The sequence below is a fragment of the Chelatococcus sp. GCM10030263 genome (genome assembly GCF_042666455.1).
Lineage (GTDB): Bacteria > Pseudomonadota > Alphaproteobacteria > Rhizobiales > Beijerinckiaceae > Chelatococcus.
The window spans coordinates 25,639-49,963 of record NZ_JBHTDB010000003.1 but is presented as its reverse complement, the minus strand read 5'-3'; the positions used below and the strand labels follow the sequence as shown (position 1 = coordinate 49,963).

Genomic DNA, 24,325 nt, shown 5'->3' with positions numbered 1-24,325 from the left:
TCTACCTGCGATGCGGCGTAATATCGTGTTGGAAGGGTAGGAGCCAGCCGGATGGCGGACCAGGCGTCGCAGATGCGCTCGTTGCGCGACGTGTCGAGCCGGATCAATTCCGGCGGCGATCTCGACACAGTGCTGCAGGATCTGATCCGCGCGGCCTGCGAGCATGGCGGCTGGGCGTTGGGCTCGATCATGGCGATCGACGCCCCGCATGGCGAAGCGCATGTCATGGTCCGCCACGATCCGACACTGCTGCGCCGCCCGTTGGAGAACCGCTGGGAGCTGGCCACGAGCCCGGCCCTGATCGCGCTTCAGCGCAACGAGCCCGTCTATATCCGCGACGCGCGCGCATCAGACGAGTTTCCGGGCTACCGTCGCGAAGCCTTTGAGCGCGACTATCGGACGGTGCTGGTGCTGCCGATGAGCTGCTCCGACGCGCACGGCAGGCCGATGGTGCTGAGCGTCGTCTCGCGCGGCGTCGCCGAGGTCTCGGCCGACGATCTCGCCTTCATGAGCATGATCGTCCATCTCGGCGGCATCGCAGTCGCGCGCGAGCACCGGATGCGCGCTCAGCAGCAGGCGGCGGAGGAACTGCAGAACGCCTTGCAGACCCAGACCGTCCTGCTGCAAGAGGTCCTGTCCGGCGGTTCGACCGCGGCGCTCACCGCCATGTTGGCCCGGCTCCTGCCGGATGCGATCCTCGTCGTCGACTTCGCCGGCAACGTGATCGAGGCCAGCCGCTCGCCCGCGCCGCTGCATTTCGACGATGATGCCTGGCAGCGCGCGTTGGGTGGCCAGATTGGCAGCCAGATCACCGCGGCTGCCCGCGATGCGGTGGCAGCGGGGCGGGCCGAACCGGTGAGCCTGCGGCTCGACGACGGCGCCCACAGGCTGCAGATCCTCGCCCGGATCGAGGCGCTGAACGTCGATGGCCAGGCAGTCGGCGCGCTCGTGATCTTTCCCGAGGCGCAGGAGGCTGGAGGCGATCTCGAGCGCCTTCTGCTGGACAGCGTGAAATTCGCGCTCAGCGTCCAGATGATGCGCAGCGTTATCCGCTTCCGCTTCGAGACGCGCACGCTCACCGAACTCTTCTTCGAGATCGTCGAGCGGCGCTGGCGCGATGCCGATGACGTGATCCAGCGCGGCCGTCGGCTTGGACACGCACTGGGAATACCGGCCCGGATGATCGTGGTGGATTTCCCAGACATGCCGTCGCTTCCGGCCGACATCAGTGTCGATTGCCACCACACGGTGACGCGGCTCGCGCGGCAGCTCAACCTGCCCGTCAATGTCGTCGCGGTCGGCGGCGGGCTCGTCTGCCTCGTGCCAGAGGAGAAGGGCGGCGATCATGAGCGGGTAGGGCGCCTCGCACGACGCATGGTCGAGGCGCTGCGCCACAGTTTCAATCGCGAGCCGATCATCGTGCTCGGCGGCATCTGCGACGGACTCGATACCTATCCCAAGGAATGGGAGCGCTGCTGGCGCATGATCCGCATCGCGCGTTCCTTCGGGCGCAGCGGAATCTTGTCCGCCTTCGATTTCGGGCCGATGCCGATGCTAATCGGCGCTGCCGAATCGGCCGATGTGCGCACCTTCGTCGAAGGCGTGATCGGCGCGGCGATCGCACATGACCGCAAACACGGTACGCCCTATCTGCAGACGCTTGCCGCCTATGTGCGCGAAGGCTGCCGGGCGCAGGCCTGCGCCGATGCCATGGGCCTGCATGTCACGACGCTGCGTTACCGGCTCTCGCGCATTCAGGACCTGTTCGGCATTGATCCCGAGACGCCCGACAAGCGTTTCGCGATCGAACTCGCGATCCGCCTGCACGGCGTCATCGAGAACGGCGACGCGCCGGCAGCTTGAGAAATACCTCTCGCAATCCGGTGGTCCGGGGAAACATTTCCTCCGTTCATCCTGCTGTTCCTAGGAAGCCGGAGGGTAACCACCAGCCTAGCCTCTCATCACGATCCTGCATTGATCGAGGTGAGGCGGATGTTTGCTCCCGCTGGAAAGACAGCCAATCCGATCGACCCGGTCGCCCTGCGCCGTGCCTTCGGAACCTTCGTGACCGGCGTGACGATCATCACCACGCGCGATGCAGACGGCACGCCGCGCGGTATGACCGCAAATTCCTTCACCTCTGTTTCGCTCGAACCGCCGCTGCTGCTCGTCTGTGTCAGCAAGAGCGCCCATAGCTACGGCGCCTTCAACAGTTCGGATGCCTTTGCAGTCAATCTGCTGCACGAGGCGCAGACGGATCTCTCGAACCTTTTTGCGTCAAAGGCGGCGAACAAGTTCGACACCGTCCATCACGACAACGTCCACACCGGTGCGCCGGTCCTGGCCGATTGCCTGACCTGGTTCGACTGCAAGGTACATAGCCGCGTCGACGCGGGCGACCATGTCGTGCTGATCGGTGAGGTGCAGGCCTTCGGTACGAGCCCGTCTGCGCCGCTCGGCTTCTGCCGTGGGCGTTATGCCAGTGTGAAGGATCCGCTGCCGCCGGGCTGGCTCGAGTCCCAAGGCATGATCGTCGGCTACCTGATCGACTCGGACGGTCGTCTGCTGTTGCGTTCGGACGGCGAGGGCGGCTGGGTGCTGCCCTGCGCGAAGCGCCGCATCACCGACAGTGAGCTGAAGCTCGACGGCGGCAACGCGCTGACCCTCGTGCCGGACGACACCTTCCTCTACTCCGTCTTCGACGTGACTGATGGCGATCCGGGCTACCTGATCTATCGCGCCAGGCTCGCGCAGGATTCCGCCGCGGTGGCGCTGCCACCCGGGCTCAGGTTCTTCCCCGTGGACCAGCTTCCCTACGACGAGATCCCGACCCGGGAGATCCGCTCGATGCTGCGCCGCTATGCACGCGAAAGGGCCAGCAAGCGCTTCGGAATCTACGTGGACTCCAACGATGGCGGCCGCCTCGCCATGGTCGGCGACGCTCAGCCCTGGGCCAACTTTGCGCAATCCTGAGCCGGCGGAGTGACCATGAAGACCACAGTCCAATCCCTCGAAGGTTCGCGCCAAGGCCTGTTCATCGGCGGGGAATTCGTCGTGCCGAGGAGCGGCGTCTACGTTCCATCCTACGATCCGACGACGGCCGAGCCCTGGTATGAGTTTGCGCAGGGTGATGCCGCCGATGTTGACGCCGCCGTTCGTTCGGCGAAGGCGGCCTTCGTCAACCCGGCCTGGCGGCGCATGACCCAGACCGAGCGCGGCAAGCTGGTGCGCCGTCTCGGCGAGCTGGTTCTCGAGAACGCGGACGAACTGGCAATGATCGAGTGCCGCGACAACGGCAAGCTGCTCAAGGAAATGCGCGCCCAGATGAGGGCGATCCCAGACTCCTACCTCTATTTCGCCGGCATGGCCGACAAGCTGCTTGGCGAGACGATACCGGTCAACAAGCTCGACTCGCTGAACTTCAATCTGCGCGAGCCACTGGGTGTGATCGGCATGATCATCCCCTGGAATTCACCGCTGATGATGCTGACCGGCACGCTCGCGCCCTGCCTCGCCATCGGCAATACCATCGTCGTGAAGCCCTCCGAGCACGCGGCCGCCTCCAGCCTCGCGCTGGCGGAACTGGCGATCAAAGCCGGCATTCCGCCGGGCGTCGTCAACGTCGTCACCGGCGACGGCTCCGTCACCGGCGAGGCGCTCACGCGCCATCCCGGCGTTGCAAAATACGTCTTCACCGGCTCGACCTTCACCGGCCGCAAGATCGCCGGTAACGCCGCGCAAAACCTCGTGCCCTGCCAGATGGAGCTGGGCGGCAAGTCGCCCCACGTCATCTTCTCCGATGTCGATATCGACCGGGCGGTGAACGGTGTCGTCTCCGGCGTTTTCGCCGCCGCCGGCCAGACCTGCGTCGCCGGCTCGCGCTGCTTCGTCGAGCAGCCGATCTACGACCGCTTCGTCGAGGCGTTGGTCGAGCGCACGCGCCGGATCAAGGTCGGGCATCCGCAGATCGAGGATACCGACATCGGCCCGGTCGCGCTCGCTTCCCAGCTCGCGAAGGTCGAAGACTATGTCGCCTCCGGCGTCCGCGAAGGCGCCAAGGTCGCCGTCGGCGGCCGCAAGCCGCACGATGGCGATCTGTCCCGCGGCTGGTATTTCGAGCCGACCGTGATGGTCGAGGCCCGCAACGACATGCGCTTCATGCGTGAGGAGATCTTCGGACCGGTCGTCGGCATCGTGCCGTTCAAGACCGAGGAGGAGATGATCCAGCTCGCCAATGATACCGAATACGGCCTGGCGTCCGGCATCTGGACGAGGGACATCGACCGGGCGATGCGGTTCGCCCGCAACATCGATGCCGGCACCGTCTGGATCAATACCTACCGTTCCGCCGCTTACATGTCCGCCAATGGCGGCATGAAGAACAGCGGCTATGGCCGTCGCGGCGGCTTCGAGGTCATGCGCGAGTTCTCGCGCTTGAAGAACGTTCTCATCGATTACTCGGGCGCCATGCAGGACCCGTTCGTGATCCGCCTGCGCTGAGCGGCTCACGGCACAAGCCAGAACGGAGGACAACCATGAAATTTGCCGTCTCCATCAGCATGGAACGCTTCTCGCCGACGGAGTCCATGCAGGACGCCATCAGGAATTTCCGGGCGCTGGCAAAGATCGCCGACGAGGGCGGCTTCGAGACGCTGTGGACCGCCGAGCACCACACCATCGAGTGCACGATCTCGCCGAATCCCTTCCAGACGCTGGTCTGGCTTGCCCAGCATACAGACCGCATCCGGCTTGGAACCGCGACTCTTGTCGCGCCTTATTGGTCGCCGATCCGGCTCGCAGGCGAGGCCGCGCTCTGCGACCACCTCACCGGCGGGCGCCTCGAATTCGGTATCGCACGGGGCGCTTACCAGTACGAGTTCGACCGCATGGCCCGCGGCATCCCGCAGCAGGAAGGCGTCGGCTATATGAAGGAGCTGGTGCCGGCGGTGCAGAAGCTCTGGGCTGGCGACTACGAGCATGACGGGCACTACTGGAAGTTCCCGCTCGCGACTTCGGTGCCCAAGCCGTTGCAGCAGCCGCATCCTGCGGTCTGGGTCGCGGCGCGCGACCCCGGCACCTTCGACTGGGCGGTCGGCATCGGCGCCAACATTCTCTCGACGCCGCTCTCGGCGCCGCCGACCGAGGTCGGCGTGCTCGGGGAGAAGTTCCGCAAGGCCGTCGCCGACCATCCGGAGCGTCCGCGTCCACGCCTGATGATGCAGCGGCGCACCTGCGTCTACGACCGCAAGGAGGACTGGGAGCTCGCGGTGCGGCATTCGGTCGATTACGGACGCTATTTCGAGAATCTGATGCAAAACATCGGCACGGTGAAGAACGGCTTCCCGGAGGCGGTGCCCTTCGAGACGGTTACTAACCGAGACAACTACAACCCGCAGGCCGTGCGCGACAACCTGATGTTCGGTACGCCCGACGAGGTGATCAGGAAGCTGCAGGTCTACGAGGACGCCGGCGTTGATCAGTATACGCTGGGCCTTTCCTTCAACCTGCCTTTCGAGCTGCAAGTGAAGACGCTGCGCCTGTTCATCGACGAGGTGATGCCCCATTTCGCGGCCCGCGAGCGGGAGAAGGCCAGGGCGCCGCGCCTCGCGGCCGTGGGGCACTGAGCCATGGCTGCCGGAACATCCGCCGCCCGGTGCGTTGAGCCGGTGGAAGCGCCGCAGAGCCTGACCGTGGGCGGCATAACGCTGAACTATCGCTTGCAGGGGCGCGGCGAGCCCTTGATCTGCATCCACGGCGTCGGTTCCTACCTCGAAGCCTGGGAGGGCGTCGCTGAGCTTCTCTCCGACCGTTTCCGGGTTCTCACCTTCGACCTACGCGGCCATGGCCGGTCGAGCAAAGTGCGCGGGCGCTACGAGATCGACGATTTCGTCGGCGACGTGCTGGCGCTCGCCGACCATGTCGGTTTCGACAGCTTCAATCTCGCCGGCTTCTCGCTCGGCGGGTTGATCGCACAGCGCCTCGCGCTGACGCATCAGCAGCGCATCCGCCGTCTCGTCCTGCTGGCGACCGTCGCAGGGCGGACGGAGGAGGAGCGCGAGCGTGTCGCCGCCCGGCTTGCCGCCCTTCAGGCCGGTGATCGCGGCTCTCATTACGACGCCTCGCTCTCGCGCTGGCTGACCGAGGGCTTCCAAGCGAAGAACCCAAATCTCATCGTGAAGCTGCGCCAGCGCAATGCGGAGAATAACCCCGAATGCTATGCTGCGTCCTATCGCGTGCTGGCACAGACGGATTTCGGCGGGCTGCTCGATCAGATCCGCGTTCCGGCCCTGATCGCGACCGGCGAGGAGGATGCCGGCTCCAACCCGCGTATGGCGCTCTACATGCATGAGCGCATTTCCAGTTCGAAGCTGCATATCCTGCCCGGCCTACGCCACTCGATCCTCATCGAAGCGCCCGACCAGGTCGCCGGGCTGATGCGCGATTTCTTGGCGGAAGGCGCGCGGGAAACGGCAGCTGGAAGGCAGCCGGCATGATTGTCGAGGAACGCATCTATCGCATCCGCAACGGCCGCATGGGTCGCTATCTCCAGCTTGTGCGCGAGGAGGGGCTGGCGATCCAGCAGCCGATCCTCGGCCATCTGATCGGTTACTTCACCACTGAGATCGGGGCGCTGAGCCATGTGACCCATCTGTGGGCCTATGCCGATTTCGAGGACCGGACACGCCGACGCCAGCAGCTTGCGGATGATCCGCGCTGGCAGGCCTTCCTGCCCAAGCTTTCGGAAAACATCGAGCAGGGCGAAAACCGGATCCTGCTTCCGACGGATTTTTCGCCGCTACGTTAGAGTCCATTTCGGTCGGCAACATGGTCTCCGGCGGAATGCGGCGGCAGTGCGTGCTCCGGGGGAACGAGGGAGCAGATTGATCCTCCTTCGGATCGGAGGAAGACGCGTCATCTCAGCCGGCTCTTAATTGGGGCTAGGCAGACAGGTCGAGCAAGCCCGATCCAATCGGGAGCCGAGAGGAGGGGTCCGGACATGACGGAGCGACTGCAGATCCAGAATCTGTACAAGATATTCTCTAATTCGCCTGCGCCAGCGCTGGAGATCCTTGCGAAGGGCGGCAACAAGAACGAGGTCTTCGAGAAGCTCGGCGCCGTGGTCGGGCTCAACAACGTCTCGTTGAGCGTGCCGGAAAGCGCCATGTACATGGTCATGGGCCTGTCCGGCTCCGGCAAGTCCACGCTGGCGCGCTGCATCAACCGGCTCAACGAACCGAGCGCAGGCAAGATCCTGCTTGACGGGCGCGACATCGTCCCGCTCGGGGAGGAGGAATTACGCGAGGTGCGCCGCACCCGCATCTCCATGGTCTTCCAGCATTTCGCGCTTCTGCCCAACAAGCGCGTCATCGAGAACGTCGAGTTCGGCCTCAAGCTGCGCGGCGTCGCGCCGGCCGAGCGCCGCCGCCGCGCCGAGGAGGTGCTCACCATCGTCGGGCTCGGGCGCTGGGGCTATCACTACCCGCATGAGCTTTCGGGGGGCATGCGCCAGCGCGTCGGCCTTGCCCGCGCCCTGGCGACCGACGCCGACATCCTGATCATGGACGAGGCCTTCAGCGCGCTGGACCCGCTGATCCGCACCGAGATGCAGGACGAATTGCTGCGCCTGCAGCGCACGCTGAACAAGACGGTTCTGTTTATCACCCACGACTTCCAGGAAGCGCTGAAGCTCGGCACTCGCATCGCCATCATGTCCGAGGGCGAACTGGTCCGCGAGGGCACGCCGCAGTCGATCGTGCTGGAGCCCGGCAGCGACTATGTCGCCGCCTTCACCCGCGAGATCGACCGCGCTCGCCTCTTCGATGCGCGCTCCGTGATGCGGGCGGCCGAACCAATCCTGCGGTCGGAGCGCGGCACCATCGTCGGCGATGCCGGCGGCGGCTTCGTGCTGGACCGAGAGGGCAAGGTGCTGGGCGTCCTCGACGCTGCCGCTCTCGGCCGTGCCCGTGAGGGCGGCGAGGTCGGCACGCCGAGCGCCGACTACGTCAGCGTGCCCTCCACCGCGAAACTCCTCGAAGTGGCGCGTAGGTATCGCGACGGCCGTCCGATCGCCGTCGTCGACGAGCATGGCAAGTTTGTGGGCTCGCTCGGCGCCGATGACATCCTGGCCCGTATCGCCTCGACCGCCTCCGAGACCGTTCCTGCTGGAGATCGCCATGTTTAACGCCGACGATCTTGCCGTCCTCCCAATCGACGCCTGGATTCAGAATGGCGTTAGCTGGGTCGCGCTCAACCTGCGGCCGATCTTCCTGGCGATCAAATGGCCGGTGGAGAATCTGCTGACCCTGAACGACTGGATCCTCCACGTCATTCCATTCCCGCTCTTCGTCGTCGCCTTCTTCCTGATCGCCTGGCGGCTCTCGACCCTCGGCGTCGCCACGTTCAGCGCCGTCTCGCTGATCGCGATCGCGATACTGGGTGTCTGGAACGAGGCAATGACGACGCTTTCGCTGATCTCGACCGCCATTGTCTTCTGCGCCGCGATCGGCATCCCGATCGGCATCTGGTGCGCGCGGAGCGACAGGGTCTGGAACATCGTGCGCCCGATCCTCGACATTATGCAGACGACGCCGAGCTTCGTTTACCTCGTCCCGGTCGTGATGCTGTTCGGAGTCGGTACGGTGCCTGGCGAGGTTGCGGTCGTGACCGCCGCCGCGCCGCCGCTGATCCGCTTCACCAATCTCGGCATCCGCATGGTCGAGCACGAGATCGTCGAGGCCGGCCTCGCCTTCGGTGCCGACAAGCGCCAGCTCCTGTTCGAAATTCAGCTGCCACTGGCGCTTCCCACCATCCTCGGCGGACTCAACCAGACGGTCCTGACGGCGATGGTACTGTCGGTCGTCGTCGCGATGATCGGTGCCGAGGGGCTCGGCCTCGTCGTCCTTCAGGGTCTCGGTCGCCTCGATGTCGGCCGCGCCGCGGTCGGCGGCATCGCCATCGTCCTGCTCGCCATGGTTCTCGACCGGATCACCCAGAAGCTCGCGGCACCCAAGGGAGGCGGCGGTGCGGCCCGCGCTTCGCTGCTCGGCACGGTCACCCGCCTCTTCAAGGGCGACCGCTCGGACGAGGCGGCTCAGACGGCTACACCAGCGAAGCAGGCGCTCTGATCGCTTAGCAGTGCCTCTGCGCTCAAGGCTGCTGCCTGAACCGAATGACCGGCACGGCACATCGTGCCCGTCTTTGAAGACCCGTCGTGAGGCGGAGGGGAAAAAACAACAAGGCGCTCGGCACGGCCGAGAACGAGGAGAACGGAATTATGACCATGACGAGATTGAAGATCCTGACGGCTGCCGCTGCCGCTGCCGGCGTGCTCTCCTTCGGGGCAGTGCCCTTGCAGGCGCAGGAAATGCCCGGCAAGGGCAAGACCGTCCGCTTCGCTCAGAGCGACAGCCTCGGGGCGAACTACGTCACCGCGCAGATTGTTATGAAGGCGCTGAAGGAGCTCGGCTATGACGTCAAGCTCAGCACCGTCAACACCACGCTCTTCTTCCAGGCGGCTGCGCAGGGCGACCTTGACCTCGCGACCGATGTCAACTTCCCGCAGCGCGAGCCAGGCTTCCGCGCCGTTGAGAAGGATGCCGAGATCGTGGGCGGCGGCATGATCATCGGTGGCGGCATCAACGGCTATCTGATCGACAAGAAGACGGCCGACGCCTACAACATCACCTCGCTGGTCCAGATGAAGGATCCCAAGATCGCGGGGCTATTCGGCAAGGAGGGCAAGGCCGACCTGATCAACTGCGATCCCGGCTGGTCCTGCGGCGACGTCGTCGATTTCCAGCTCGACAAGTTCGGCCTGAAGGACACGGTGAAGTCGATCCGCGGCAAATACGAGGCGCTGATGGTCGAGGCCGTGGCCCGCGTAAAGCGCGGCGAGCCGGCCTTCTTCTATGCCTGGAGCCCGTCCTGGGTGAATAATGCGCTGGTCCCGGGCAAGGACGTCGTCTGGCTGCCGACGCCGGAAGACGCGCTGCCGCCCTCCGTTCCGAACAAGGGCTCGGCGCTGGTCAAGGGCGTGAAGGGCTGCGCCGGCGACGCCGATCCCTGCCGCATGGCCATGGCCTCCTGGAACTGGGGCTCGGTCGCGAACAAGAAGTTCATCGCCGCCAACCCAGCCGTAAGGGCGCTCGTCGATAACATGAAGTTCCCGATCGAGGACTGGTCGCATTGGGAGTTCAACATCAACAAGAACGGCGCCAGCAACAGCCTCATCACCAAGATGGCCGATGAGTGGATCGGTGCCCACAAGACGGTCTTCGATAGCTGGGTAGCGGCCGGACGCGCTGCGAAGTAAGCCTGCGCTCTATTCCGCACTTGCAGATGAGGCGAGGCCGACTTGCGGCCTCGCCATTGTCTTGTTCCGAGTTGTATCCCGTCGCTTCACGGCTCGCAGCATCCGCTGCGGCGAAGCCGGCCGAATACGGGCAAAGATGCCGAACGGCCCGCAGGCTCGGCAATCCTGATGGCCGGTGCCTCCTAGACTGGCCGGCAGTTGAATGGGTCATCAGGAGGAGAGACCGATGTCGAGTATTTCACGGACCAATGCCGAGCTTCTGGCCATCCGCGAGCGGAACATCCCGCGCGGCGTCGTCACCGCTCACCCCGTCGTCGCGGCGCGCGCAGAGGGTGCTTATCTTTGGGATGTCGAAGGGCGCCGCTATTTCGATTTCGTCGGCGGCATCGGGGTGCTCAATGTCGGCCACAATCATCCGCGCGTCGTCGCGGCCGTTACAGAGCAACTCACCCGCGTCAGCCACACGGCCTTCCAGGTCGCAGCCTACGAGCCCTATATCGTATTGGCCGAGCGGCTCAATGCGCTCGTCGGCAAGGGTGCAGCCTACAAGAGCATCTTCCTGACCTCGGGCGCCGAGGCGGTCGAGAACGCGATCAAGATCGCGCGCGGCCATACCAACCGGCCGGGCGTCATCGCCTTCTGCGGCGGCTTCCATGGACGCACGCTGCTCGGCGTCTCGCTGACCGGCATGAGCCAGCCCTACAAGCAGAACTTCGGCCCCTTCGCTGGCGAGATCCACCACGCTCCCTATCCGGACGCCTATCGCGGCGTGACGACCGAGGTCGCGCTGGCCGCGCTCGACGAGCTTTTCGCCACCCAGATCGCGCCCGACCGCGTCGCGGCTATCATCATCGAGCCGGTTCAGGGCGATGGCGGCTTCTTGCCGGCGCCGCCCGCCTTCATGCAGGCGCTGCGGGCGTTGACCGAACGCCACGGCATCGTGCTGATCGCCGACGAGATCCAGACCGGCTTCGGACGCACCGGAAAGCTGTTCGGCTTCGAGCACTCCGGCATCCAGCCCGACCTCGTGACGGTGGCGAAGAGCCTGGCCGGTGGCCTGCCGCTCTCCGGCGTCGTGGGCAAGGCCGAGATCATGGACGCGCCGTTGCCGGGCGGCCTCGGCGGCACCTATGGCGGCAATGCGCTGGCCTGCGCCGCCGCGCATGGCGTGCTCGACGCCTTCGAGCAGGACGGCCTGCTCGATCGCGCCGAAGCCCTCGGTAGCCAGCTCGGCGCCGGGCTCGACGCCCTGGCCGCGAAATACATGGCGATCGGCACAGTGCGCGGTCTCGGCTTCATGCGCGCGATCGAGTTCGTCACGGACCGCGCCAGCAAGACGCCCGATGCCGAAACCGCCCAGAAGGTCATCGACAAGGCTCGCGAGGGCGGGCTGCTGGCGATCAAATGCGGCGTTCACCGCAACATCGTGCGCTTCCTCGCGCCGCTGGTGTTGTCCAACGCCGATCTTGTCGCGGCGCTCGATATCCTGGAAGGCGCATTACAGGCGACGACGCTGCCGCGTGCTGCCTGACGGTGTGCTCCGACGCGGCCGGCTTCGCCGTCGGGCGCGCCATGGTTATCGATGGCGGCGAGACGGTATAATGGCCATTGCGCCATCTAGAGGTTCCTATGCAGTTCCCTGAGCAATTGCGAGCACCAGCGAACGCAAATGAAAAGCCGGAGGAAGTGAGACAGTGCTGTGGAGGTGATGGTCGGAAATCGCCGAGGCGATTTGCTGGACCCGACTTGTCCTTCTACACCTTCGGAGCGCTTACGAACGGGGCCAAGGTGGTTTCCACATAACGTCTCACCGGTTCGACGAACCCAAGGCCATAGACCTTGCCGCAGATCCCGGACCGCAGTTGCGATCTATGGGCGGATAAGGAGATGCAAGGGAGGCGGTCTGGCTGGGGGGCCGCGCCACCGCCTTACGCGACGCGATCGGCGCTTTCTGCGCGCCCCTCCGTTTCGACGCGGAGCCCGCAAAAGGCTTGCTGGCATCTGCAACCGAACGCGCTCCGACGAGGAAGTGAACTCGAATTTCCACGATCCCCACGCTGTCGGCTGGTGAGCGAGGCGAATTTGTTACAGGCCTTCTGCGAAGCCGTTCGAAACGCGATCGTGTCTCTGCCCGCTACCCAACCGAACGACTGCTTTCAGCAGCGATACAAATCGCATCGAATGGCTGGCTTGGGGCGCGAAGCTGCCTGGCACCTGGGGCCGATAGCAGACCGGCGGCTCCTGATCATAGAAACGTGGTTAGCTGCCGTTCAGCGCGGGCAGCGCGTCTGCCTTTGGATGCACGCGGTTACGCAGCCGCTGTAGCCGAATCAATGGTCCAGCACCCCTTGCATATCGCGTGCAGGCAGCGGCCCGCTTTAGGACCTCTGGACCCCCAAGTACCTGAATCCCGCAGTCTCGTCAGCCGACTTGATGAAGGCAGACATAATCGATGACGCGAACAAGGTTGGTCATTGCTGGAAGCGAGCGTGGTTTTCGAATTCCCCCATTGGACAACGATTAAGTGTTTGGAGGCGGGCACTTGCTGAAAACGGGACCGACTCGGTAGAAAGTTGGGTTGGGCTGCTACAGTTTGGGGGGGCATTTGGCAGAGCCATTGAGGAAGAGAAAAGCCGGTGGAGAGCTCTATCGCCGGCGCGGGGAGGTCGAAGCCCTCATCGACCGGCTGGGACACCTGCCTCGCGACGAGCTGATCGAGCGGATGTGTATCGCATCGCCAACGCATCCAGACTTCTTGCCGTCAGAGTGTCTGCTGCATTTCGTCCGCAAATCGAAGCGCGACAACTCCAGTCGTCAGTTCGAACTCATGTACAAGGCCCTTATTGCAAGGGTGGAGCGTGCGGCCACGGTTTCCGGGGCCGTTCACTTTGTGGAGGGGAAGCGCGCCATCACCGCGCGAGCAGCAAAGATCATCGAGGCCGTCGTCTTCGCGTTCGAAGTCAAACTGACGCAGGACCGGAACGGCTACTGCGACGGGCTCGATTACTTCGAGATCAACTTCGCGTCAGCCATGAAGCTGCTGCGATCCACAGCGCGGACCAAGATCGACACCGAGGAGGATCGCGAGCGACCGCTTTCCTACAATGATGAAGAGGCCATTTCGGCTGAAGTGGAAGCGGCCGCCGGTTCGTTCGATCCGTTCAATCCCCGAAAAATCGACGATCCGGTTTACCGGTCGGCGTTGGGCGTTGCGATCAATGAACTGCCTGCAGAAGAGCGCGAAGTCGTCGTGCTTATGCTCAAGGGCTATCCAATTGACTCCAAGGAACCCAACGCCACAACAATCAGGAGCGTACTCGGATGCTCTGAGAAGACGGTCCGCAATCGAAGAGACCGCGCCCTCGCGAAGCTCCGACGAGCACTGGAGGACCTAGAATGACCCGTCGGCCAGAAGAGATCGAGGACGTTCTTGCCGCTTTCGCAGTCGAGCCGAGCCACGGCAAGGAGACGCTGGATCGCTACCTCACTTCCTATCCGGATCTCAGGTCTGAGCTCCTTGCGCTCGCTCTAGAGCTTGAGTTCGATGAGGTCGACGAGGCGTGGCTTGACATGGAATCCTCGGTGGTCGCGGGGTCCTGGACCCGATACTCGGCCGCCTCGTCGGAGCCGTTGACCTCGGCCCGCTTCACTAGGGACGTGGCGACGGCACTGGGCGTGAAGACCGCGGTCGTAATGCAACTACGCGACCGAGCGATATCGTTTACGTCCATCCCACGCCGTTTTCTGACGTGCCTCGCGAGCGCCTTGGGCGCCGGCATCGAACAGGTGTCGGCCTATCTCGATGCGCCTCGAGCCTTGGCTCCCGGCGCGAGCTACAAGTCAGACGGTAAACCGACCACTTCTCAGCAGATGGCGCTTGCCGATGTATTGAAGCAATGCGGCCATAGTCCAGAAGAGATCGCGAAGCTGCTCGAGGAGTGACATGGACGGGATCGAGATCGCACGTCGTCGCGCCGCCGAAATCAACAAACAGATGATCGCGAAGGGCTCGGACATCGCCAAGCCCTATCAGCTCTCGCTGGCGGCCGCAGACGCGGCAGGAGTAGAGGTGCAGAAGGTCGATAAAGGCAGCCCGATGCTCAACGGCGCCCGGGCGATTTACGATCCCACCATACCCCTGATCTTGCACGAGGCGACCGGCTCGGATTTCGGCGATGCCTTTCTCGTCGCTCATGAAGTCGGCCATATCGAACTAGGTGATCGCACTCAACGAGACGAGGCCAGGAACGTCGACCCCTCGCGTCCTTCCGAAATGCCGCCGGTCGGCGCCGAACGCGTGGAGGACTACAGCAGGCGGCAACGGCGAGAGGTCCAGATGGACCTTTTCGCGAGGGAGTTGCTCCTGCCCCGCGCAACCGCCAAGACGCTGCACATAGACGGCGCCATGACATCGGAAAACATCGCGCGGATGATGGGCGCTCCGGGGCCGGCCATCGTCCAGCAATTGCTCGATGCGCTTCTGCTCCCGGAGGTCGATCCGAATCTCGTCAAGATCCCGGTGGAGCGCCCCCTGAACGAGCGGCAGAAGGCAGCCGCCGAGCACTGGGGCGAACCCTATCTGCTCGAGGCCGGTCCAGGCACCGGAAAGACGCAGACCCTGGTCGGCCGCGTCGGCTGGCTCCTGGCCAAGAATGTGGACCCACGAAGCATCCTCGTGCTCACGTTCTCCAACAAGGCTGCAGGTGAACTGTTCGATCGCATCGCAGCGATGAACCCGGCTGCTGCGGCGGCGATGTGGATCGGGACCTTCCACTCCTTCGGCCTGGACCTCATCCGCCGGTTCCACGACCGCCTGGGGCTGCCCGACGATCCGAAGATGATTGATCGAGCCGACGCCATCGGCCTCTTAGAGTTCGAGGCGCCCAAACTCGGACTCAAGCATTTCAAGAACCTCTGGGACCCGACCGAGAACCTAGACAAGATCTTGGCGGCCATATCTCGCGCGAAGGACGAGTTGGTGGCGCCACCCGAGTTCGAGAGGCTAGCCGACGCAATGGCGGAGGCAGCCGAAACGGATGAAACCAGGACGGAGGCCGAAAGGCAGGCCGAGGTCGCACGCGTCTATGCGCGGTACGAGGAGATCAAGAGCGCCCTGCCTCGGCTGGATTTCGGCGACCTCGTTACACTGCCGGTGAAACTGTTGACCCAGCACGAGGACGTACGGGCCGAACTTTCCGGGCACTATACCCATGTGCTGGTTGACGAATACCAAGACGTGAACCGCAGCAGCGTCGAACTCCTTAAGAAGCTGCGCCCCACCGGCGAGCATGTCTGGGCGGTCGGAGACGCGAAGCAGTCGATCTATCGGTTCAGGGGCGCCTCGTCGGTGAACCTCGCCAATTTCGCCAAGGACTTCCCCGGGGCGAAGGATGGCCGACTCACCCTTAATTACCGATCCACTGACGAGATAGTGAAGACCTTCTCCAAGTTTGCCGAGCAGATGAACGTCGCCCGAGGCAAGGATTCCTCGCTCGAGGCGGAAAGAGGGGTATCTGGTCATCAGCCAGAGCACCGTCAGGTCGACTACGCCGCCGACGAGATCGAGGCCGTGGCCGAGGCTATCGAGGCACTTCGGGCCGAAGGGGTCGCTTACAGGGACCAGGCGCTCCTATGCACCGGAAACGACAAGCTGGCCAAGGTCGGCGCCGCCCTTGAGAGCCTTGGCATACCCGTACTGCATCTGGGCAGCATCTTCGAACGGCCGGAGATCAAGGACCTGCTGTCCCTGCTCTCGATGTTGGTAGATGGTCGAGCCATGGGGATCGTCCGCGCAGCCACCATGGCCCAATTCGCCATGGACATTGGCGATGCCGCCTATGTCATCCAGTCGCTGGCGGCCGGCTCGGCGCCGGAACCCGCATGGTCGGCAACCTCGGAGCAACTTCCCGGTTTGACGCCGGCGGGCCGGGACGCGTTGGGCAAGATTGGCAAAGCCTTGGCCGGATTTGACGAGAAGTCGTTGCCGTGGGACGTCCTCTCGACGCTGCTTCTGGATCGCACGTGGATAGCGGCGGATCTGGCGACCGGCGCGACCATCGCATCCCGTGCAAAGAGTATCGCTATCTGGCAGCTCATGAACTTCGTGCGAAATCCGGCACCCGGCCAGGGCCTGCCTATTGTGAGATTGCTCGACCGCATCCGACGCCTCGTTCGCCTGGCCGACGAGCGCGATCTTCGGCAGTTGCCGTCCTCGGCTCAAGGCCTGGACGCCGTGCGGCTCATGACCATCCATGGGTCCAAGGGGCTGGAGTTCCGCGCCATCCACTTTCCAGGCGTAAACGCCAATAGCATTCCGCGATCGCCGAACATGTTCCAAGGCATCGAAACACCGAATGGTCTTGTCAGAGGCGCCGAGGGCACCGGCAAGGAAATCCGCCAACAGGCCCATCTCGACGAGCAAGAATGCCTGTTCTACGTCGCCATGTCCCGTGCCCGCGATCGCCTGGTGCTCTACACGCCGACCAAAAATGCCGCTGGCTCTAAATGGAGCCACTCAGAGTACATCGATCGCATCGTACCGCCTGCGATCAGATCGTACTTCGATCCAACCCTGGAGCTGCCGCCTGAAGATGTGGGGAAGGTGGACATCGTGTTCGATGGCAAGCTGTCCATAGGCGACACAAAGTTGGCCACCTACGACAGCTGCCCTCGCCGGTTCTATTATTCCTATCTGCTTGAAGTCGGCGGGAAACGGTTCGAAACGACCTTCGTGCAGATGCACGACGCCGTGCAACTGGTCGTAGACTGGATGGTGCAGCAACCACCCAATCAGGTCGATCCCGCCGAGGTGGACCAGCGCCTTGGCTTGGCGTTGGAGGAGACAGGAGTCGGCAAGAGCGGCTATGCAGAGGAATATCGAGTCATAGCCGAGACGCTAGTTGACCGGCTGATCGTGAGCAGAGCCGGCATGACCAAGGTCTCCAACCCTGGCCTCGTTCTGGCCTCGGGCGGCGCCACGATCGAGGTACGCGTCGACGACATCCTCGAGGACGCCGAAGGAAAGTTGCGGGTGCGGCGCGTGCGGACGGGCCACGCGACGAAGAAATCGCAAACGGACGCGGCTTCAACGTCATTCTTCTTCGCGGCGCAGGAGACTTTTCCGGGCGCTACGATCGAGGTCGTGCACCTTGCGGAGCCCGACTCCATGCGGATTGAGATCGACCCGAAGAAGTTGGCCGCGCGCCGTGCAGGTGTCGATAAGGTGGTCTCCGCCATCTTGACCGGTGATCTTCCACCCAACCGCAGCAGTCGGTCCTGCCCACGCTGCCCCGCCTTCTTCATCTGCGGCTCGCTGCCTCTGGGAACGCTCGTGAAAAAAATTTCGGCCGGCGTTACCGGTTCGGTCTAGAGGCTCCGATTGGTTCTTCAGAGGGCACGCATCACGCGGATGACCCGATGGAGAATACAGAACTATGACCACCGAGAACCGTGCGGCCGAAGCCGCCAACACCGCCTACCGCGTCCGCTTCACCAATGACGGCGTGAACTACCACAACGCCACCGTCGCCGATCCGATCCCCGTCGGGCGTCAGATCCTCGCGGCCGCCGGCGTCTGCGACGTGGAGAACTATTCCCTCTTCGCGATTATGCCCAACGGCGAGTTCGAGGACGTCCGCCTGGACGAGACCTTCGACCTGCGCGGCAAGGGCACCGAGGTCTTCGCCTATTTCGAAACCGACCGCACTTTCAATTTTACCATCGAGGAACGCCAGATGTCGTGGGGCAAGAGCCTCATCAGCGGCAAGGCGCTACGCAACCTGGCCGGTGTCGATGAGCGCTACACCATCTACCTGGAGGTGCGCGGCGGGCATGATCGTCCGATCGCTGATACCGACCTGGTCGACCTGGCCGGCAACGGCATCGAGCGCTTCATCACGGTGATCCGCGAGACGACGGAGGGGCTATTCGCCGTTCCGTCCGCCGACCGCCGGTATCTCGAGGACAACGGCCTGACCTACGAGATCATCGGTGAGGCCGGCTCGAGCGGCGTCGTCATCAAGGACTTCCCGCTCCCGCCTGGCAAGTTCGACCGCGACACCGTCGACATCATGATCCAGCTGCCCGCAGGTTATCCCGACGCCAGCGTCGACATGTTCTACACCGCGCCCTGGATCAAGCTGAAGGCCAGCGGGCGCGACGCCAAGTGCGCGGACGTCGCTCATCAGTTCGCGGGTACCAGCTGGCAGCGCTGGTCCCGCCATGCCGAATGGCGCGCCGGCATTGATGGCATCCGCACCATGGTCGCCCGCGCCGAGCTGGCATTCCAGAAGGCGGCCTAAGATGACCATCGTCGACGTCACCATTCTCGAGCAGCACATGGATCTGCTCCGTCCGCTGCTTCCGGGGCGCGATGCTCCGGAGGCGGCGGCCTATATGCTATTGGGCTCCTCCGATATCGCCGCCGATCCCTGGACCCACGAACCCCGTTTGCGTCTGGTCACCCACCAGGTGGCCGACATACCGGCGGCTGAGAGGATCAGCGCCTCGCCGATGCATGTGACCTGGAGCACAATCGGCTTCATGCGGCTGCTCGGCGATGCCTTGATCGCCGGCAAGGTGCCCGCAATCGTGCACACCCATCCGGGCAGCTACGCCTTCTTCTCCGACCAAGACGACCGCAACGAACGTGAGCTCGCCCGCACCGCGCACCTCAAGGGTGTTCGCGGCCTGGTCAGCATAGTGCTCGGCGGCGATGGCTCGGTGTGCGCCCGAATCTGGCTCGACGGGAATACGTATTTGCTCGCCGATGCCGTACAGATCGTGGGCGGCCGCTTCACTCGCCACGCGCGCATGCCGACCGAGGGCATGGTATCGTCGCATCTCGATCGCCAGCGCCGCCTCTTCGGCGACGGTTTCAACGCCACATTGCGCTCGCTCCGGGTCTGTGTCGTCGGTTGCGGCGGCACCGGTAGCGCGGTAGCGCTGCTGCTTGCCCGCATCGGCGTGGGTCGCATCTACTTGATCGACAACGATACCCTGGCCGAGAGCAATCTCAATCGCGTCCATGGTTCCCGCAGGTCCGACGTTGGCACGCCCAAGGTCGATATCCTCAAGCGCGAGATCGAGGCCATGGGCGTTGAATGCCATGTCGTCACAAGCAAAGCTTGGGTGAACTCGGTGGAGGTGCGCGATGCCCTCAAGGCGTCGGACTTCGTCTTCGGCTGCACCGATGACAACTCGGGCCGGATCTTCATCAATCGGCTCGCGTACTTCTATGGCATCCCGGTGATCGATGTCGGCCTCCGCATGATCGCGCCCACCGAAACGCACAGCGCAGACCTGAATGGCCGCGTGACTACCGTCCTTCCCGGACGCCCGTGCCTAATTTGCTCGGGAGTGGTGAATGCCACTCGGGCCCACGAGGAGGACCTGGAACGAACTCGTCCCGAGGAATACCAACGTCGAAAGGAGGAGGCCTACGTCATCGGCGGTGGCGATCCCGCACCGGCAGTCGTCACCTTCACGACCGAGATGGCCTCGGTAGCCGTCGACGAGCTGATCGCGGCGCTCACCGGCTTCCATGGCATGAAGGGCATGATCCCGAACCGCGTTCGTCGCTGGCATGCCCGCGACGAGCGCTTCATCGCGCACCGGCACCGCGATCGCTGCCCGAGCTGCAATTCCGATCGGAATTGCGGCGCCGGCGACGTCACGCCCTTCCTCGACATGGTGGACTGAGCGGTGAAGAACAGAATCGCCCGCTTTCTGCGCTTGTTGGGATTCCTCCGGTTCGATCTGCTCACCGAGAACACTCCGGCCTTTCCCGCCGGAGCGCAGATTCCACCTGGAAAGCTGCTCGTCGTGTGCGACGGGCAGATCGAGAAGTGGGCATGCCTGTCCTGCCCGGGCGGCTGCGGCAAGGCCATCAGTCTCTCATTGAACCCCGGTCGCCGACCACGTTGGAACGTAATCCGAGATTTCTGGCATCGGCCTACCGTGCGGCCATCCGTGGATCAGCTGAACGACTGTGGTTGCCACTTCTGGATCAAGCAAGGGCGGGTCGATTGGTGCGCCAATGGACGCCCAAAGTTCCAACCCAACCCGGGGGAATCCGCCGATAAAGTCTCGACCGCCCCTACTTATAGAAATCGGATGAACTAACCGGCCCGGCAGGTTATGGGAGGTCTACAAGATTGCTCAACGACCGAATTTGAGGGCGCTTTCCGGAAGTGAAACCGCCCGCAGACACTGCATAGCGCGTGTATCGCTGTTTCGCGAGTAAGCTGCGAGTGGCTGATTTCGCCGTTAGCTTGCCGTGGTCGGGAAGCTAGGTGGCGCATCAGGCTCGCGGTTGCCCGCTAACGCCGGCCGTCAGCCCGTCGAGCCAGGTGTCGGTGCTGGACAACTGGCCGCCGGCCTGTACCGCCTTCCAGAAGGTCACGTCCGCCCAATGGACGAGGGTGTTCTCCAGACTGCGCTCCAGCAGCTCACCTTCGCCAGAATGGGCGGCGGCGATATGGGCGATGGCTTCGGGCAAGCCCATGCTCAGGCAGATATAGACACCATAGGCCGGGTGCCGGATCGACGGCATGCCGACCGCCTGCGGGCTTTCCTTCCAGCGCTTGACGTTGTCGGGCTGGAACTCCCAGACCTTGCCGATGTCGTGGCAGAGCGCGCCGGCGATGAGGATGTCGCGGTTGTAGCGGAAGGCCGGGAACAGCGCGGCCATCTCCTCGGCCGTCTTCACCGCAAGCCGGCAGACCGAGCGCATATGGTCGGCCTGCGAGCCGCTGAGCAGCGGTAGCGAATCGTAATTGCCCGAGGGCTTCATCTCGCCAATCTGCGTGAAGCCATGCGCCTCCAGCGCGGCGGCCCAGGCGTCGAGTACGTTGTCGCGCAGATCGGCGTCCTCAATCCAGCCGATCTCGGGCATCTCTGCGAGCCGCGCCGCGCGCTTGGCTTCGGTGATCTCGATCTGCTTGCCGCGCAACGATACGGTCCGGGGGTAGCTCACGCTGGTCTCCTGTGTGTTCATCAATGGGCGCCGATCAGCTTCGGCAGCCACATGACTGTTCCGGGGGCAAGAATGATGAGGGCGATCATGGCGAGCAGGCTGCCGATGAAGGGCAGCACGCCGAGGATCACGTCGCTGATGACGCCGCGGCCGCGTACGCCCTGGACGACATAAAGATTGACGCCGACAGGCGGTGTGATCATCGCCGTCTCGCAGAGCAGCACGACCATGATCCCGAACCAGACCGGGTCGAAACCGGCCTGGACGATGACCGGCACGATGATCGGGATGGTGACGATCATCATCGGCAACGGCTCCATGAAGCAGCCGAGGACGAGGTAGAACACGATCACGGCGATGAGCGTGCCCATCGGGCCGAGCCCGAGTCCGGTGACGAAGCTGTTCAAGGCCGCCACCAGTCCGATCGCCGAGAGCACGAAGTTCAGGAAGAAGGCCGAGGCGACGATCAGCATGATCATCGCGGAGGTCCGCATCGTGCCGTCGAGCGCCTCGAGAATCATGCTGAGGCTGAGCCGCCGGTTGAGCGCCGCGAGGACGATCGCAGCGATCACGCCGAGCGCGGCCGACTCCGTGGGCGTCGCAAAGCCCGCATAGATGCTGCCGATGACGATCAGGAAGATGATCGCCGGCGGGACCAGCCCTCCGATGCTGTCGATCCGATCGCGCCACGAGGTCTCGATCTGGCGTCCGCGCCACTGCGGCTTGAACAGGCAGCAGATCAGGATCGTCGCCATGAAGAGCAGGCCCAGCACGAGACCCGGCACGAAGCCCGCCAAATAGAGCTGCGGAACCGATGTCTGCGTCAACCAGCCATAGATGATCAGATTGATGGAGGGCGGGATGAGGATGCCGAGCGTCCCGCCAGCTGCGATGGTGCCTAGAAAGAGGCGCTCGCCATAGCCGTAGGTCTTGATGACCGGCGTCGCCACGGTGCCGATCGTCGCTGCGGTGGCGACGCTGGAGCCGGAGGTGGCGGCGAAAACCATCGAGGCGCCGATATTGGCATGCATCAGCCCGCCCGGCAGCCAAGCAAGCCAGTGGCTCATCGAGCGGTAGAGTCGGTCCGCCATGCCCGAGCGCAGCAGGATTTCGCCGAGCAGGACGAATAGGGGCACGCTGACCAAGAGGAAATTGGTCGATGCGGACCAGACCACCTCGCCCATCGCAAGATAGATCGGCATCGGCGAGTAGATCGCGCCCAGCGATAACGCCAACAGCAGAAGTGCCGCACCGACCGGTATGCTGAGACCGAGCAGGACGATGAGAAGTCCGAGCGAGGTGGGTACCATGGGCGGCTACCTTGGAACGACCGGCTGGGCGTCGACGGCTTCGAGCGCTTCCTCGACCTCGTCAGCGACGTCTGGTGTGGCGACGATGGCGGCGGCTTCGCCCGGCGAGCCCCTCAGCAGCGCCAGCCCGACCAGCACGAGTTGCTCAACGCAGACCAGCGCGAACCAGATCAGCCCGATCAGCCACAGGCCCTGCGGGATGACCAGCAGTGTGCCCAGCGAAGTGTTCTCGCGCGCACCCAGCAACCAGGAGGTCTCGACCGTGTCCCAGGCGAAATAGCTCAGGATCAGCGCAGCCGCCGCCAGCGTCGCCAAAGCCAGCACGTCGAGCCCGAAGCGGACGGCCGGCGGCGTCCAGTTCCTGACTACGTCGATGCGAACATGGGCGCGGTTGAGCACGGCATAGCCGAAGGCCCAGCTCGCCGCGATCGCCAGCGCGTAGCTCGACAGCTCGCTGCCAACGCTGAACGGAATCAGAATGAATTTGCGCGCCAGGATCTCGATACTGATTAGGCCCGAGGCCGCCACCAGCATCAGGCCGCCGATGCGAGCCATCCACAAGGACAAGCCCGCGACAACGTCATGGAGCCGTGCCATCGTCACTGTCCTGAGAAAGGCGCTACTGCGCGCTCGCCTCAATTCCGGCGACCTTGCCAACCGTCGCGTTCCATTGGCTGACGCACTCGGGGCCACAGCGCTTGGCCCAGTCGGGCAGCACCCGCTCGCGGACGATCTTCTGCGCCGCGGCCTTGTCAGCCTCCGACACGGTGACGAACTTCATCTTTGACGTCGCCTCGATCCCGTCCTTGCATGGGCCCGAGCCGGTGTTGCAGTTGACGCCGTCTTGGATGTCGCTGCCCGCCTGGGCCCACATCCGGTCCTCGAGCTCCACAAACTGCTTCTCGAGGAAGCTGCGGGTCTTCTCGTCCAGGCGCGACCAGTTGCGTAGATTGGCGCCGAAGAAGGTCATCGACCAGCCCATCGGCAGGGCGTAAAGGTGGTCGCTCACCTCCCACCAGCGCGCGGTGTTGCCGGCGGAGGTTCCGGTGACGGCACATTGCGCGACGCCGCGCTGCATCGCGGGGATGACCTCGGCGAAGGGAATGTTCACGGTCGAGCCGCCAGCCCCCTCGACCATCTGGGACATCGCCCGGTTGAAGGTCCGCACCGCCTTGCCGCGCAGCGAGTCCAGGCCGGTGATCTCGCCCTTGCAGTAGAACATCTGCGCGGCGATCGGACTCATGCTCAGCAGCTTGGTGCCGTATTTTTCCTCAAGCGCCTTCGCGAGGACAGGGCGGAAGGCGTCGGCAGCCTTGCGCTGAGTGGCGATGTCGACGGTGACGCCCGGCAGGTCGAGGCCGTCGAAACGCGGGTCCTCGCCGGCCATGTAGCTGAGCGTGCCCTCGGAGATGTCAAAGACGCCTTGGCGCAGCAGGCGCAGCACTTCGGGGCCGCGCAAGCCGAGCTCCTCGAGCGAGCCGAAGGTGGTGGTGATCGTGCCGTTGGTCCGCGCCGCGAGCGTCTCGGTGAAGAAGGGCTTGTAGATCTTCTGGAACATGTTTTGCGTCTGGTTGCCGCCAGACACCTTGAGATTGACCTTTGCGAAGTCCTGGGCTTCGCCCTGTGAGGCGCCGAGCCCGACCGCCGCCAGCACCGCAATCACGCGGAAATGTCGCTGCATAGTCCTCTCCCTCCGAATGAAACAGCCCGTTCTCTTTGCGTAAGTTT

Annotated in this window: 20 protein-coding genes; 16 read left to right on the top strand and 4 right to left on the bottom strand. The window is 64.0% G+C overall.

Annotated features, from left to right (window positions below; translation table 11 throughout):
• Window positions 1-51: 51 nt before the first annotated feature.
• The 16 genes from ACFQU1_RS04860 to ACFQU1_RS04785 all read left to right on the top strand — a co-directional run bounded on the left by ACFQU1_RS04860 (window position 52) and on the right by ACFQU1_RS04785 (window position 20,434).
• A complete protein-coding gene (locus tag ACFQU1_RS04860) occupies window positions 52-1,863 on the top strand; it encodes a helix-turn-helix domain-containing protein (RefSeq protein ID WP_378129880.1) in 1,812 nt (603 codons plus the stop codon).
• A gap of 129 nt (window positions 1,864-1,992) precedes the next feature.
• Entirely contained in the window at window positions 1,993-2,973 is a 981-nt protein-coding gene (locus ACFQU1_RS04855; RefSeq protein ID WP_378129878.1) for a flavin reductase, read from the top strand.
• A 15-nt stretch (window positions 2,974-2,988) separates the two neighbouring features.
• The gene (locus tag ACFQU1_RS04850) at window positions 2,989-4,500 is read left to right on the top strand and encodes an aldehyde dehydrogenase (RefSeq protein ID WP_378129876.1); all 1,512 of its coding nucleotides are present in this window, start codon (window positions 2,989-2,991) and stop codon (window positions 4,498-4,500) included.
• A 35-nt stretch (window positions 4,501-4,535) separates the two neighbouring features.
• The gene (locus ACFQU1_RS04845; protein WP_378129874.1) at window positions 4,536-5,624 is read left to right on the top strand and encodes an LLM class flavin-dependent oxidoreductase; all 1,089 of its coding nucleotides are present in this window, start codon (window positions 4,536-4,538) and stop codon (window positions 5,622-5,624) included.
• A 3-nt stretch (window positions 5,625-5,627) separates the two neighbouring features.
• The gene (locus tag ACFQU1_RS04840) at window positions 5,628-6,494 is read left to right on the top strand and encodes an alpha/beta fold hydrolase (RefSeq protein ID WP_378129872.1); all 867 of its coding nucleotides are present in this window, start codon (window positions 5,628-5,630) and stop codon (window positions 6,492-6,494) included.
• On the top strand, window positions 6,491-6,805 hold the full coding sequence (locus tag ACFQU1_RS04835) for an NIPSNAP family protein (RefSeq protein ID WP_378129869.1): 315 nt from the start codon (window positions 6,491-6,493) through the stop codon (window positions 6,803-6,805). The genes ACFQU1_RS04840 and ACFQU1_RS04835 overlap by 4 nt, the downstream gene beginning before the upstream one ends.
• A 192-nt stretch (window positions 6,806-6,997) precedes the next feature.
• A complete protein-coding gene (locus tag ACFQU1_RS04830) occupies window positions 6,998-8,182 on the top strand; it encodes a glycine betaine/L-proline ABC transporter ATP-binding protein (protein WP_378129867.1) in 1,185 nt (394 codons plus the stop codon).
• The gene (locus ACFQU1_RS04825; protein WP_378129865.1) at window positions 8,175-9,125 is read left to right on the top strand and encodes an ABC transporter permease; all 951 of its coding nucleotides are present in this window, start codon (window positions 8,175-8,177) and stop codon (window positions 9,123-9,125) included. The genes ACFQU1_RS04830 and ACFQU1_RS04825 overlap by 8 nt, the downstream gene beginning before the upstream one ends.
• A gap of 155 nt (window positions 9,126-9,280) precedes the next feature.
• Entirely contained in the window at window positions 9,281-10,312 is a 1,032-nt protein-coding gene (proX, locus tag ACFQU1_RS04820; RefSeq protein WP_378129863.1) for a glycine betaine/L-proline ABC transporter substrate-binding protein ProX, read from the top strand.
• A gap of 226 nt (window positions 10,313-10,538) precedes the next feature.
• Window positions 10,539-11,843 carry a 4-aminobutyrate--2-oxoglutarate transaminase gene (gene gabT / locus ACFQU1_RS04815; RefSeq protein ID WP_378129861.1) on the top strand — a complete coding sequence of 435 codons (1,305 nt, stop codon included), beginning with the start codon at window positions 10,539-10,541 and terminating at the stop codon, window positions 11,841-11,843.
• A 1,074-nt stretch (window positions 11,844-12,917) separates the two neighbouring features.
• Window positions 12,918-13,712, top strand: a complete 795-nt coding sequence (locus ACFQU1_RS04810; protein ID WP_378129859.1) for an RNA polymerase sigma factor — start codon at window positions 12,918-12,920, stop codon at window positions 13,710-13,712.
• Window positions 13,709-14,254: a hypothetical protein gene (locus ACFQU1_RS04805; RefSeq protein WP_378129857.1), complete on the top strand. Its 546-nt coding sequence runs from the start codon at window positions 13,709-13,711 to the stop codon at window positions 14,252-14,254. The genes ACFQU1_RS04810 and ACFQU1_RS04805 overlap by 4 nt, the downstream gene beginning before the upstream one ends.
• Window position 14,255: 1 nt before the next feature.
• Window positions 14,256-17,681, top strand: a complete 3,426-nt coding sequence (locus ACFQU1_RS04800; RefSeq protein ID WP_378129855.1) for a UvrD-helicase domain-containing protein — start codon at window positions 14,256-14,258, stop codon at window positions 17,679-17,681.
• Between the two features lie 64 nt (window positions 17,682-17,745).
• A complete protein-coding gene (locus ACFQU1_RS04795) occupies window positions 17,746-18,612 on the top strand; it encodes a multiubiquitin domain-containing protein (protein WP_378129853.1) in 867 nt (288 codons plus the stop codon).
• A 1-nt stretch (window position 18,613) separates the two neighbouring features.
• Window positions 18,614-20,011 carry a ThiF family adenylyltransferase gene (locus tag ACFQU1_RS04790; RefSeq protein WP_378129851.1) on the top strand — a complete coding sequence of 466 codons (1,398 nt, stop codon included), beginning with the start codon at window positions 18,614-18,616 and terminating at the stop codon, window positions 20,009-20,011.
• A 3-nt stretch (window positions 20,012-20,014) separates the two neighbouring features.
• Window positions 20,015-20,434, top strand: a complete 420-nt coding sequence (locus tag ACFQU1_RS04785; RefSeq protein WP_378129849.1) for a DUF6527 family protein — start codon at window positions 20,015-20,017, stop codon at window positions 20,432-20,434.
• Between the two features lie 178 nt (window positions 20,435-20,612).
• On the opposite strand, the gene ACFQU1_RS04780 is transcribed toward ACFQU1_RS04785, so the two are convergent.
• The 4 genes from ACFQU1_RS04780 to ACFQU1_RS04765 are packed head-to-tail and all read right to left on the bottom strand — an operon-like array spanning window position 20,613 to window position 24,278.
• Window positions 20,613-21,287, bottom strand: coding sequence for an HD domain-containing protein (locus ACFQU1_RS04780; protein ID WP_378129847.1), 675 nt, complete (start codon window positions 21,285-21,287; stop codon window positions 20,613-20,615).
• 20 nt (window positions 21,288-21,307) lie between these two features.
• Entirely contained in the window at window positions 21,308-22,597 is a 1,290-nt protein-coding gene (locus ACFQU1_RS04775; RefSeq protein ID WP_378129845.1) for a TRAP transporter large permease, read from the bottom strand.
• Between the two features lie 6 nt (window positions 22,598-22,603).
• Entirely contained in the window at window positions 22,604-23,194 is a 591-nt protein-coding gene (locus tag ACFQU1_RS04770) for a TRAP transporter small permease subunit (protein WP_378129843.1), read from the bottom strand.
• Window positions 23,195-23,216: 22 nt separating this feature from the next.
• Window positions 23,217-24,278: a TRAP transporter substrate-binding protein gene (locus tag ACFQU1_RS04765; RefSeq protein WP_378129841.1), complete on the bottom strand. Its 1,062-nt coding sequence runs from the start codon at window positions 24,276-24,278 to the stop codon at window positions 23,217-23,219.
• Window positions 24,279-24,325: the final 47 nt, after the last annotated feature.

Excerpts from the sequence above, each read along its gene's own strand:
- ACFQU1_RS04860 (WP_378129880.1), top strand. The coding sequence starts at position 52 with ATGGCGGACCAGGCGTCGCAGATGCGCTCGTTGCGCGACGTGTCGAGC.
- ACFQU1_RS04855 (WP_378129878.1), top strand. The coding sequence starts at position 1,993 with ATGTTTGCTCCCGCTGGAAAGACAGCCAATCCGATCGACCCGGTCGCC.
- ACFQU1_RS04850 (WP_378129876.1), top strand. The coding sequence starts at position 2,989 with ATGAAGACCACAGTCCAATCCCTCGAAGGTTCGCGCCAAGGCCTGTTC.
- ACFQU1_RS04845 (WP_378129874.1), top strand. The coding sequence starts at position 4,536 with ATGAAATTTGCCGTCTCCATCAGCATGGAACGCTTCTCGCCGACGGAG.
- ACFQU1_RS04840 (WP_378129872.1), top strand. The coding sequence starts at position 5,628 with ATGGCTGCCGGAACATCCGCCGCCCGGTGCGTTGAGCCGGTGGAAGCG.
- ACFQU1_RS04835 (WP_378129869.1), top strand. The coding sequence starts at position 6,491 with ATGATTGTCGAGGAACGCATCTATCGCATCCGCAACGGCCGCATGGGT.
- ACFQU1_RS04830 (WP_378129867.1), top strand. The coding sequence starts at position 6,998 with ATGACGGAGCGACTGCAGATCCAGAATCTGTACAAGATATTCTCTAAT.
- ACFQU1_RS04825 (WP_378129865.1), top strand. The coding sequence starts at position 8,175 with ATGTTTAACGCCGACGATCTTGCCGTCCTCCCAATCGACGCCTGGATT.
- proX (WP_378129863.1), top strand. The coding sequence starts at position 9,281 with ATGACGAGATTGAAGATCCTGACGGCTGCCGCTGCCGCTGCCGGCGTG.
- gabT (WP_378129861.1), top strand. The coding sequence starts at position 10,539 with ATGTCGAGTATTTCACGGACCAATGCCGAGCTTCTGGCCATCCGCGAG.
- ACFQU1_RS04805 (WP_378129857.1), top strand. The coding sequence starts at position 13,709 with ATGACCCGTCGGCCAGAAGAGATCGAGGACGTTCTTGCCGCTTTCGCA.
- ACFQU1_RS04800 (WP_378129855.1), top strand. The coding sequence starts at position 14,256 with ATGGACGGGATCGAGATCGCACGTCGTCGCGCCGCCGAAATCAACAAA.
- ACFQU1_RS04795 (WP_378129853.1), top strand. The coding sequence starts at position 17,746 with ATGACCACCGAGAACCGTGCGGCCGAAGCCGCCAACACCGCCTACCGC.
- ACFQU1_RS04790 (WP_378129851.1), top strand. The coding sequence starts at position 18,614 with ATGACCATCGTCGACGTCACCATTCTCGAGCAGCACATGGATCTGCTC.
- ACFQU1_RS04775 (WP_378129845.1), bottom strand. The coding sequence starts at position 22,597 with ATGGTACCCACCTCGCTCGGACTTCTCATCGTCCTGCTCGGTCTCAGC.
- ACFQU1_RS04770 (WP_378129843.1), bottom strand. The coding sequence starts at position 23,194 with ATGGCACGGCTCCATGACGTTGTCGCGGGCTTGTCCTTGTGGATGGCT.
- ACFQU1_RS04765 (WP_378129841.1), bottom strand. The coding sequence starts at position 24,278 with ATGCAGCGACATTTCCGCGTGATTGCGGTGCTGGCGGCGGTCGGGCTC.